We start from the raw sequence: 11470 nt of genomic DNA, 5'->3' as shown, positions 1-11470 counted from the left end.
CCTTACATGTCTGTTTTTAAGCTCTCGTCGCATCTCTCGAAGCGACTTTATTAATTTACCTTATTTTCTCCGCTTTGGCAAGTCTTGCTCTTCGTTCGGATTTTTAATATGAATATTTCAATATCAAACGTATCTTAATACTATTATTCGTATCTATAATAATTTAAAAAACATTTAACTTGATTTTCTCTGCATTCTTCAAATTGTTCGAACATTACTTTGTGAAAATTAAAAAACTTTTTTTAAATTTTTCAACAAAAAAAGTCTGAGATTCTTCTCAGACTCATTTTAGACACCATACTTGCGTCGAATATCGCGCTTCTGGTCTCTTTCTTTAATTGTTTGCCGTTTGTCATATTCCTTTTTACCTTGGCCAACACCAATCAATACCTTGGCAAAGCCATGTTTTAAATACACTTTAAGTGGAATAATTGCAATACCACGCTCTGATTGTGCTTTGGCCAAACGTGCAATTTCTTTTTTATGCAAAAGAAGGCGCCGACTACGTAGTGGTTCATGATTGTACCGATTGCCTTGCTTATATTCACTAATATGAACATTTTCTAGCCAGGCTTGTCCGTTGACGATCTGCACATAACCATCCCGCAAGTTGATTCTTCTAGCTCGTACAGACTTAATTTCGGTTCCAGTTAAAGCAATTCCTGCTTCCAATGTTTCCTTAATAAAATAGTCGTGTCGTGCTTTTTTATTTTGTGCAATTAAATTATCTTCTTTTTCTTTTTTCATTAAGATCAATCCCTAATGTTTAAAATTTCTCCGACCTCCACGGTTTCCATTACCTCGGCCACGGCCATGATCGCTGTGATTATTAAACTGACCACCACGGCGTCCGTGATTATTGCGAAAGCCACGGTTTCCACGACGACGATTATTCATTCCGCGATCGTTATGCTCATGCTTAGGCGCATTAGGATCATATATTTCAAAGTCTAACTGATGTTGTTCAACGTTAGCATTAATCAAGGTTACCTTAATTGGCATCCCTACCTTATATTGCTTATGAGTACCTCGACCAGTTAGCGTCAATGATTTTTCATTAAAACTGTAAAAATCATCAGTCAAATTCGAAATATGGATTAATCCCTCAATCGTATTTGGTAATTGAATAAACATCCCAAAACTAGTTACCGAAGATACTACCGCGTCAAAGTGTTGCCCCACTTGATCGGCCATATATTCTGTCATCTTCAAGTCATTTACTTCACGTTCAGTATCAATTGAACGTCTTTCTTGCGTTGAAGTTTGTTCTGCAACATCTGGCAAGTAACTAGCAAAATGCTTTTGCACTTCTTCATTAGTCCCCTGGTCTTGATATGCATGGATCATCCGGTGCACCATCAAGTCAGAATAACGTCTAATTGGTGAAGTAAAGTGAGTATAGTATTCTGCAGCTAAGCCAAAGTGTCCCAGTGCTTCTTCTGAATAATGCGCTTGCTTTAAGCTACGTAGCATCATCATTTGTACTACAGCTTCCTCTGGAGTATCTGTAGTTTTAGAAACTACTTTTTGTAAATCAATTGGCTTAACATTATTTGGATCCGCATGAATATTCAAGCCAAATGCGCTACAAAATTCAAAGAAAGTCTTGATTCTTTCGGCATCTGGTGTTTCGTGAACACGGTACAAGAATGGAACATGCTTTTTGAAGAAATCTTCGGCCACGGTTTCATTAGCCATTAACATAAATGATTCGATCATCTTTTCGGCAGTACCACGTTCATGCAAAACAATATCTGTTGGCTTGCCTTGATCATCAACAATAATTTTTGCTTCTGGTTCTTCAAAGTCAATAGCACCACGTTGATGACGTTGTTTATACAAAGCAGCATGCAAATCTGCCATTTCTTCAAGCATTGGTCGGAGTTTAACATACTTATCCTCCAAACCATTCATTTCGCCCTTAAGAGTTTTGTTAACCTTGTTGTAGGTCATTCGACCATGTGAGCGCATGACAGAAGGATAAATTTTATAACCTACTCTTTTACCTTCTGGCGTAATTTCCATGTCACATGACAAAACAAGCCGGTCCACGCCTTCATTTAAGGAACAAATTCCATTAGAAAGTCTAAATGGCAGCATTGGAATTACCCGATCAACTAAGTAAGTACTGTTGCCACGAGCAAATGCCTCTTCGTTCAACGGCGTATTTTCTGTCACATAGTGAGAAACGTCCGCAATATGAACACCAAGGTGATAATTGCCGTTAGGCTTTTTCCATAAAACTACAGCATCGTCAAAGTCCTTAGAATCATCCCCATCGATAGTGACTGCAGGTTGGTCAGTAATATCTACTCTACCCTTTTTTTCCTCTTCAGTAACATGATCAGGAATAGCATTAGCTTGCGCCATTGCATCTTCAGGCCATTCAGTTCTTACATCATGTGCTGCCACAATTGACATAATGTCAACACCAGGGTCATTTTTATTACCAATAATGTTGACTACTGCACCAGTCATTGACTCAGGATTTTCCTCATCTGGATAATCCTTAATTGAGACCTTAACCATATCGCCCATTTGAGGGATCAAGCCATTTTCAGACAAATAAACTCGGTATTTATGCAACTTTTTATCGTTACTCAAAGCATAGCCGATAAAATGACTGATTTTTCTTTGCTCATCAGTTAGCGGATGAAATTCACCAACTAACGTTTCCAAACCATGTTCAAGGATCTCTTCAACTTGACCTTCTGGTCCTTTACCATTCCAAGGATTACCACCAGCAGTGATCTTTACTTTTACTCGGTCACCATTAACGGCATACTTGGTATAATCTGCGGCAACAAAGACGTCGTCCGCATTTTCATCATCTAATCTAACAAAGCCAAAGCCTTTATCATTAGCTCTGAATTCACCTTCAACTTCAGTATTTTCTTGAGCTAATTGGTATTGTCCTTTGCCATCTGTAATAATCTTTTTATCGTGCTCTAAAAAAGAAAGAGCCTTAATTAATTCAGTAAAATTACCTAATCTATCACGACGTGCTTCACGTTCAATTTGATCTACACGAAATTGTTTTTGTGGATTATGGCGAAAAATTTCTAAAACGCCGGCCAAAATTTTTTCGTTTTGTGCCATGCAGTTATTCTCCGATCTTTAAATTTAATAAAAAAAGCCTCCCCATCATATTTTGATCGGGAGGTACAAAATTTATTTTGAAGACATATAAGCTAAGATAATAGCAAAGACGAAAAAAAGTACCAATAAAACTGAGGTTACTTTTTCCATAAATGCTTCAAAACCACGTTTTTTGGTTTGCCCACTAAAAACGGCACCGCCAGATAAGGCGTTCAATGCATCTTGTTGTTTTTGTGGCTGCATCATTGTTGCAATGACAATTAAGATTGAAACAATGATTAGTAGCGTCATAACTAAATTATACAATGCGCTGCCTCCAATACACACATACGATTTACTTACCAAGTTTATCACAAATTACTAGTTTTTGCAGTTATTTTTTTAGTTCAGGCGCATCTGTCTTGAAATCTTTTTGCGTCGTTTTACGATGATTTTGATACCACAGTGAAGTTTTGCTTGGATCATCAAACAAACGTTTTAAAGATGGCGCCTTGTTATAGTCGTAATCCTTCGGCTTGACTCTAGTAAACCATTTTGGTTTATAGAATCGGAGCAGATTGCCATTAATTACACGATCTGACAAAGACAGCTGTGTAGTTACGGTGTTAGAAATTGCAGTTAATTTTTCTTTTAATTTCTTATTAGGTTTGATCCTTTCACCCGTCTTGGTGTCATAATAATCGCTACCCACCTTAGAATATTCCGGAGTGATAAAGTCACCATTTCTTTGTGCTACAATTTGCGGTGCATTTTTGCTTAGCAAGTCATAGCCAAATTGGATCGTATCTTTGTCTTTGATCCCCAGCAAGTTCAGTAAGGTTGGTAAAACATCGATTTCACCGCCGTAGGTGTGATTAATGCCACCCTTTAGTCCTTTCATATGGAACATCAAAGGAACTCGCTGGAACTGCAAATTATCAAAGTCATTAAACGAATCTTTCTTAAGCAATTCTGCACTAGCCTTATGGTGATTACCTGAAATCCCATAGTGATCACCATAAAATACTACTAGTGTCTTCTTATCTAGGCCCGTCTTCTTCATCCAACGCATAAATTCACCAATTGCTTGGTCTAAATAATGCGCGGTCTGCACATAACCATCAACTGTTTCATCCCCAGTATTCGTTTTATCAATCGTCTGATTCTTTTTATCGATATTATACGGATAGTGGTTCGTTACAGTAATCATCTTTAAATAAAATGGTTGTGGTAAACGCTCAATGTACTTGATTGATTGATCAAAGAAAATTTTATCTTTTAAGCCATATCCGATATAGTAGCTTGGTTTGTTCTGATAGAAAGACAGTGGCATAAAGTATTGGTAGCCAAATGACTTATAAGCATTATTTCTATTCCAGAAGGAGCCAGCACCACCATGCATTACAGCAGTAGTATAACCAGCTTGTTGATGCAAAATGGCTGGAGCACTTTCAAAAGTATTAGAAGTACCATACGTAGACATTGCACTACCTGATTGTAGTCCGTATAAAGAATTTTCAAGCATCATTTCGGCATCAGAAGTCTTGCCTTGTCCTACTTGATTAAAGAAATTATCAAAACTAATGGTGTCTTTTTGATGATAAATCTTATTCAGATTTGGCGTTACCTCTTTACCTTTCCATTTGTAGCCAATCAGAAATTGTTGAAAACTTTCCAAATGGATGATTAACACATTTTTTCCTTTAGCCACGCCGGTGTAAGCGGGATTAGGTTTAACGTAATTTTCTTTTAAATAGTTTCTAACAGACTTCAAATCAGAAACATTAGCTTTGGCCATCTGTGCACTAGTTTGTGCTGTCTTATAGCCATCATAAATAGCATATTCATTGATTCCCAGATATTTGACGATGTAATTATTATCAAAAGTTCTCGTCAAAAGTCCAGAACGATCATTTTGGGCCATCAATAAATTCAGTCCCATTAAGCTGACAGCCAAAGCCTCAATTAACAAATTAACTTTTAGCTTCAGTGGACGAACATCCATCTTAATTACTTTGGTCGCCAATAACACGATAATTACAGCAATATCAGCAAAAGCTAAAAAATCGCTAGCTAGTGTAATTCCTGCAATACTTTTACCCAAATTATCGGAAGTCGAGCCTGATGTCTTAATAATTGAAAATGACAAAAAGTTTGAAAATTCACGATAATATAAAATATTGGCAAATAACCACAGTGTTAGCAAAAAATCGATAACTAAAATAATCCAATAGGATTTACGTCCTTTAAAAAATAGCCCAATTCCCAGCAAAAGCATCCCTGAAGGAATCGGATTAATCAGCAATAAAAATTGCTGCATTGGACCAACTGCTCCTAAATTAAACTTAGTTAAATAGATAAAATAAGTTTTAAGCCAAAACAAGACTAAAACAATCGTAAAAAAGCCTAACTTAGTCTGTGTCAGCCACCTAAAAAAAGATTTAGTGTGTTCCACGCGCTTCTGCTCCTCTCATTACGGTAATTTATCTTACTACGAAATTTAGTAAGACACCGTTGTTTTAATAAAAATTAATCATTTTTTGTGCTTTTTATCTTTTTCGGCTTAAAAATCCAGCCTAAGATGCCGAGAAGCATACCGAAAAAATATGTTGAAAAGCGCCAAATAAACATAGCCAAAATTAACGCACCATGTGAAGAAATGAAGGTGGAGAATAACGTTTGGAAACTATATTCTGCCCCTCCTGACGCACCTGGAATAGGAATGATCGCCATAAACATGATAATCATTATATTCATTTGCGTAACTTGATACCAAGAACAAGGTACATTTAGCGCTGTTAATACCATAAATGGAACGGAGTAAAAGAAAAGTAGCTGCAATACTGTTAAAAGCGAGGCAACAAATAATTTCTTCTTTTCTTTTTTTAGTTTCTGACTCTCTGCATAAAAAGTATCAATCTTTTCTAAAGTAGCCTTACGCCACTTCTCAACTCGTTCCTTTTTCATCATTTTTGCCAACAAGTCCATTAACCAATTAGTTGCCTTTTTAGTAAAACGATAAGCAAACATAATTGCCAGCAAAAAGATAATTGAACTAACATGAATCAAAAAGCCAATTGCAATAAAAATTGCTAAACCAGCGAACTTAGTCATTACCATGTGAAAGCCAAAAATAATTGTAAATACATAGGCAAACAAAACAACGATCTGATAAATAATAAATTTCATCAGCAAAATTGAGGTGGAACGGCCACCTTCCATGCCCATTTGAATCATTGCGGCTAGCTGTGATGGTTGTCCACCCGTGGACATTGGTGTAATTGCATTAAATAGAGCTTGAATAATTGGAATTCGCAAAAACGACCAAGCTGACCTTTTAGGCTCTTTCTTTCGATGAGCTAAAGTAGCTAAGATACCGGCTTCACATACATAGGACAAAAGCATTAAAGCAAAAACCATGATTAATGCAAAAATATTCAGGCCATGAGCTGCCCGTAATATTTCCGATATCGGTGTAGCTTTTAAATCTGCATATAGCACAAAGGCACTGATTGCTAAAACAACCAGAATGCCCCACAAATGTTTTTTATTCATTAATGTATTTGACCTAGCTCTTTTCCTAATTCATATTGCTCATGATAAAATTCGTCCCAAATTTTAGCTAAATGATCTTCTGAATACTGTTGACTTGCCTTACGCGATAATTCGCTGTATTTCTGCAAAGTTTGTGGATTGGCAACTACTTTTTGCAATACTTGATTCATTTCGCCAAAATCTTTCCCGCTTAGATAATAGCCATCGATAATTGCCTTATAAAGATCAAGGTCACGCAATAATACTGGTGTTCCACAACTGAATGCTTCCAAAACTGACATTGGGAACAATTCATCATATGATGGAAGAACAAATAAGTCTGCAATATTTAAATACTTAACTAACTTCTCTCGCTCTACAATTCCCGCAAACGTCATATTCTTAGGTGGATTGTCAACCATTTCTTTGTAATGATCATAGCCATCAGTGATTTTGCCAAACGAAAAACCGCCTGCCCAGATAAATTGAATATCAGGATTAGCTTGTGCCATCTTAACAAAGTCATCGATCCCCTTGCGTTCCTGTACTTGACCATCACCAAAAACAACAAATTTATCAAGTGGAATTCCTAATTCATGACGAAATGCGTTTTTGCTAGCCAATGATTCTTCATAAAATTCTGTTTTTGAAACAAAATTAGGAATATATCTAACCTTGTTCCGATCAATTCCATAGTTAACCAACTTATCAATAAAGATTGGATTAACTACAACAATTTGATCCATGCGTTTATAAAAATCAATTACATATTGATAAAAAACTTTTTTAGCTACGCCTGGCAACTTAATTGAGCCTTCTAATGTATCTGGTAAAAAGTGAACATAGCCAATCTTCCTGCCACGTGCTGGTGAAAAACTATTTGCGTAATAGGTTGGATTAATCGTGTGATAATGCGTTAAATCGCTATTGCCATATTTGTTAATCGTTACATAAAATTCGTCTACTAAGTGCGTCCTCAGAAGTTTAATCAATTCATTATAAGCTGAACCTACACCCTGTCCTTTAACAGAATCAGCTTGCGAGAACATATTAATTCTAATCATTTAGTTCCTCTTTTTAGTCTCCTCATCATGCTTAGTTTGATAGTGATCAATTGCATACTGATAAAAATCAGACACATTTTTAGCAAATTGATCAGCTGAAATCTTCTGTAATTTATTTTGCAAAAGTTCCTGCGGGATTCTTTTCGTCCCTTGCTTAAGCAAAGTAATAATCTCTTCTAACATTTCTTGTTGTGTAGTAAATGTCAGCCCAAAAATATCTTGATCAAAAATGTTTTCGGTATAGTCTGTGTCATAAACCACACATGGCGTACCTGCAGCTAGAGCCTCAATATAAGTCAACCCCTGTGTTTCTGTATCACTAGCTGAAACAAAAAGATCAGCCATTCGATAATAATTACCAACATCGCCATGCTCTACATTACCGACAAAAATAACGTAATTCTCTAGTGTTAATCGCTCTACCTGATCCTTTAACACATCAACATCAGGGCCATCACCTGCGATAACAAATTTCACATTAGGAAATTCATCAATAATTTCAGGCATTACGTTCAAAATATGATTAATCTTTTTTTCGGCTGCAATTCTACTTAAGGTTAAAATTACAGGCGCATCTTGATCAATTCCAAGTTCTTGCCGCACATCACGTTGAATATCGTTGTTCATGCCCTGCAAATCTACTCCAGTAGGAATCACCCTAATTGGTATTTGAACGCCATAGCGCCGTAATAATTCTTCAACTCGGCCACTAGGAGCAATACATCCATCCATATTTTTCAAATAGCTTTTAACAAATTGTCTAACATGATATGGACGAAGCAAATGCCCATTTAAAATATAGTGCAAGTAATCTTCATACATCGTATGGTAAGTGTGGATAGCAGGAATATCTAATTGATGAGCTACATATTTGCCAATAGTACCTAATGCAAATTCAGTTTGAGTATGAACTATATCAAGATTGACTTCTTTAGCTACTTTGGTTGCTTCAAATAGTCCTCTAAATGCTATTCGCCGATCGGTAAATGAGACAAAAGGAATACTGCTAAAACGAAATACATTCGGTTCTACAGTTCCTTTTTTCACGTTCGGATCAGTAGTAGTAAAAATAAATACATTATGTCCCTGCTTTTCCAACGCTTCTTTTAACGTTTTAATTGAAGTAGCTACGCCACTTATCTGGGGAAAATATGTATCGGTATAAAGACCAATATTCATTTGAGTACCTCCATATGTAGCATTATAAAGATTCCTGTATTCATGTGCAATTTATATAATAAAATGCTAACATTTTAAAATAAAAAAAAGCAATCCAATAATTGGATCGCTTCATAATAATAGCGGTGATCGGGGTCGAACCGATACGTCCGTAATGGACACCAGATTTTGAGTCTGACGCGTCTGCCAATTCCGCCACACCGCCATAATATTAAATTTTAAAATAATCAACTTATTCGGTTGATAAGGCGGAGGTCGGATTTGAACCGACGATTAAGGTTTTGCAGACCTCTGCCTTACCACTTGGCTACACCGCCATAAGTTATGAAATTATTTAGAATTGGGATAGCTGGATTCGAACCAGCGCATGTTAGAGTCAAAGTCTAATGCCTTACCACTTGGCTATATCCCAATACTAGGGCGGAATGTGGGAATCGAACCCACGCATGCTGGATCCACAAACCAGTGTGTTAACCCCTTCACCAATTCCGCCATGAAGGTAAACAGGGATAGTAGGAATTGAACCCACACTAGCGGTTTTGGAGACCGATGTACTACCTTTATACGATATCCCTATTATGGAGGAGGGTGGATTCGAACCGCCGAACTCAGAGAGAGCGGTTTTACAGACCGCCGCGTTTAGCCACTTCGCTACTCCTCCAGATGATGGCGCGGGACGGAATCGAACCGCCGACACAAGGAGCTTCAATCCTTTGCTCTACCAACTGAGCTACCGAGCCATCTTACGGTCCATATGGGATTTGAACCCATGATCTCCTCCGTGACAGGGAGGCGAGATAAACCACTGCTCCAATGGACCAAATTGCGGGAGCTGGATTTGAACCAACGACCTTCGGGTTATGAGCCCGACGAGCTACCAGACTGCTCCATCCCGCGATATTCAATTAAGGAGGATGTGGGATTTGAACCCACGCGCGGCAGAACCGCCTAACGGTTTTCAAAACCGTCCCCTTAAGCCACTTGGGTAATCCTCCATTGCTTAATGCCAAAAAATTAAATTGTGGCAATGACCCGTACGGGATTTGAACCCATGTTACGGCCGTGAAAGGGCCGTGTCTTAACCACTTGACCAACGGGTCATGTAACTCACTCAAGAGCACTTTATTATAATAACTAATCACACTTCAAAAGTCAAGAACTTTTTATTTATTTTTTTAATTAGCTATTACTATTGTGATCTCTCAATCACAACGTATTTAATATTAATAGATATTCAGTCAAAATGCAAGTACTTTTTTATTTTTTGTTGTAAAACATTTATATCTATCTTAATACTTCAAATTAGCTAGAGCAAAACAGCTTCTCTTATCTTTAATTAAATGATCTTTATAAATTGTTCCATATTAAACTGCTTCTTTATATCACTATGAAATCCCCCACAAAATTATTTTTTTAATATAGATCATACAAGAAGAAATTTAAAACAATCGACTCTCCCTATGTTATATACACGATTATTGACTTGAATCAATGTCCAAGGCTTTTACCTAAAAGAAGTGTAATAATTGCCATTAAGTCATTCAAAATAATATGCATTTAGGTTTATCAATAACTCAAAATTAAGGTTTTAACATCTTATGACGTGTTTTCAATGCAGAGAGAACTTAACGAACTCATCTCCTTCCATCCACTATACATATGGTTGCATATAAGACGATACATTTGTAATTCCTTACTGTTTCAGCAGGTATTTACTCCTTTGTAAACGTCCCATACTCATAATATCATTGCTACTGGCTCTTAGTTCTAACACTTTCATCGGACTAAGAATGTCGCTCGGTACACAAAAAAACTGCTCTAGAAATTAATCTAGAACAGTTACTTTTCTATATAGCGGAGACAGAGAGATTCGAACCCTCGCACCGGAATAACCCGATCTACACCCTTAGCAGGGGCGCCTCTTCAGCCACTTGAGTATGTCTCCAATGGGCCTAAATGGACTTGAACCATCGACCTCACGCTTATCAGGCGTGCGCTCTAAACCAGCTGAGCTATAGGCCCATATAAAGCGGGTAACGAGAATCGGACTCGCGACTAAAGCTTGGAAGGCTTTCGTTTTACCACTAAACTATACCCGCACCTAATATAAAATGAAATGGCGCGGGACGGAATCGAACCGCCGACACAAGGAGCTTCAATCCTTTGCTCTACCAACTGAGCTACCGAGCCATCTTACGGTCCATATGGGATTTGAACCCATGATCTCCTCCGTGACAGGGAGGCGAGATAAACCACTGCTCCAATGGACCAAATTGCGGGAGCTGGATTTGAACCAACGACCTTCGGGTTATGAGCCCGACGAGCTACCAGACTGCTCCATCCCGCGATATTAATATAAAAGCCACATTATGGACCTTGTAGGACTCGAACCTACGACAGGACGGTTATGAGCCGTCTGCTCTAACCAACTGAGCTAAAGGTCCAAGCTTACAATTATAGCGGCGGGGGGGATCGAACCCTCGACCTCCCGGGTATGAACCGGACGCTCTAGCCAGCTGAGCTACACCGCCAAAATGTAACCAATCACCATTAGATTACAATCGGGAAAACAGGATTCGAACCTGCGACCCCCTGGTCCCAAACCAGGTGCTCTA

General features: G+C 37.8%; 7 protein-coding genes and 19 tRNA genes. All 26 read right to left on the bottom strand.

Features of this window, described 5'->3' with window-relative positions; genetic code table 11:
- Positions 1-288: 288 nt before the first annotated feature.
- Positions 289-747: an SsrA-binding protein SmpB gene (smpB, locus tag CP352_RS10295; protein ID WP_005721136.1), complete on the bottom strand. Its 459-nt coding sequence runs from the start codon at positions 745-747 to the stop codon at positions 289-291.
- 12 nt (positions 748-759) lie between these two features.
- Positions 760-3099 carry a ribonuclease R gene (gene rnr / locus CP352_RS10290; RefSeq protein WP_013085895.1) on the bottom strand — a complete coding sequence of 780 codons (2340 nt, stop codon included), beginning with the start codon at positions 3097-3099 and terminating at the stop codon, positions 760-762.
- A gap of 72 nt (positions 3100-3171) precedes the next feature.
- Complete coding sequence (gene secG / locus CP352_RS10285; RefSeq protein WP_005722499.1) at positions 3172-3405, bottom strand: preprotein translocase subunit SecG; 234 nt, start codon at positions 3403-3405, stop codon at positions 3172-3174.
- 67 nt (positions 3406-3472) lie between these two features.
- Complete coding sequence (locus CP352_RS10280; protein ID WP_057726954.1) at positions 3473-5533, bottom strand: LTA synthase family protein; 2061 nt, start codon at positions 5531-5533, stop codon at positions 3473-3475.
- 74 nt (positions 5534-5607) lie between these two features.
- Positions 5608-6633 (bottom strand): lysylphosphatidylglycerol synthase transmembrane domain-containing protein, encoded by a 1026-nt coding sequence (locus CP352_RS10275; protein WP_065990324.1) that lies wholly within the window; start codon positions 6631-6633, stop codon positions 5608-5610.
- The gene (locus CP352_RS10270) at positions 6633-7676 is read right to left on the bottom strand and encodes a glycosyltransferase family 4 protein (protein ID WP_005721128.1); all 1044 of its coding nucleotides are present in this window, start codon (positions 7674-7676) and stop codon (positions 6633-6635) included. Before CP352_RS10270 ends, CP352_RS10275 begins: the two co-directional genes overlap by 1 nt.
- Positions 7677-8855, bottom strand: coding sequence for a glycosyltransferase family 4 protein (locus tag CP352_RS10265; RefSeq protein WP_057726956.1), 1179 nt, complete (start codon positions 8853-8855; stop codon positions 7677-7679).
- A gap of 120 nt (positions 8856-8975) precedes the next feature.
- A tRNA-Leu gene (locus tag CP352_RS10260) sits at positions 8976-9060 on the bottom strand.
- A gap of 41 nt (positions 9061-9101) precedes the next feature.
- Positions 9102-9172, bottom strand: a tRNA-Cys gene (locus CP352_RS10255).
- 23 nt (positions 9173-9195) lie between these two features.
- Positions 9196-9267: transfer RNA gene (locus CP352_RS10250), tRNA-Gln, on the bottom strand.
- 7 nt (positions 9268-9274) lie between these two features.
- Positions 9275-9347 (bottom strand) — tRNA-His (locus tag CP352_RS10245).
- 12 nt (positions 9348-9359) lie between these two features.
- Positions 9360-9430, bottom strand: a tRNA-Trp gene (locus tag CP352_RS10240).
- A 4-nt stretch (positions 9431-9434) separates the two neighbouring features.
- A tRNA-Tyr gene (locus CP352_RS10235) sits at positions 9435-9516 on the bottom strand.
- A 6-nt stretch (positions 9517-9522) separates the two neighbouring features.
- Positions 9523-9595, bottom strand: a tRNA-Phe gene (locus CP352_RS10230).
- A 6-nt stretch (positions 9596-9601) separates the two neighbouring features.
- Positions 9602-9675: transfer RNA gene (locus tag CP352_RS10225), tRNA-Asp, on the bottom strand.
- A 3-nt stretch (positions 9676-9678) separates the two neighbouring features.
- Positions 9679-9752, bottom strand: a tRNA-Met gene (locus CP352_RS10220).
- An 11-nt stretch (positions 9753-9763) separates the two neighbouring features.
- Positions 9764-9850 (bottom strand) — tRNA-Ser (locus tag CP352_RS10215).
- A 33-nt stretch (positions 9851-9883) separates the two neighbouring features.
- Positions 9884-9955, bottom strand: a tRNA-Glu gene (locus CP352_RS10210).
- A gap of 755 nt (positions 9956-10710) precedes the next feature.
- Positions 10711-10800 (bottom strand) — tRNA-Ser (locus tag CP352_RS10205).
- A 2-nt stretch (positions 10801-10802) separates the two neighbouring features.
- A tRNA-Ile gene (locus CP352_RS10200) sits at positions 10803-10877 on the bottom strand.
- Between the two features lie 6 nt (positions 10878-10883).
- Positions 10884-10954, bottom strand: a tRNA-Gly gene (locus CP352_RS10195).
- Between the two features lie 18 nt (positions 10955-10972).
- Positions 10973-11045, bottom strand: a tRNA-Phe gene (locus CP352_RS10190).
- Between the two features lie 6 nt (positions 11046-11051).
- Positions 11052-11125 (bottom strand) — tRNA-Asp (locus tag CP352_RS10185).
- Between the two features lie 3 nt (positions 11126-11128).
- Positions 11129-11202 (bottom strand) — tRNA-Met (locus CP352_RS10180).
- A gap of 23 nt (positions 11203-11225) precedes the next feature.
- A tRNA-Ile gene (locus tag CP352_RS10175) sits at positions 11226-11299 on the bottom strand.
- Positions 11300-11312: 13 nt separating this feature from the next.
- Positions 11313-11386: transfer RNA gene (locus tag CP352_RS10170), tRNA-Met, on the bottom strand.
- Between the last annotated feature and the right edge of the window lie 84 nt (positions 11387-11470).

Source organism: Lactobacillus sp. UMNPBX1 (assembly GCF_002554085.1).
Lineage (GTDB): Bacteria > Bacillota > Bacilli > Lactobacillales > Lactobacillaceae > Lactobacillus > Lactobacillus crispatus.
Note: the sequence above shows the minus strand (reverse complement) of the source record. Positions and strands in the feature narration are given on the sequence as shown.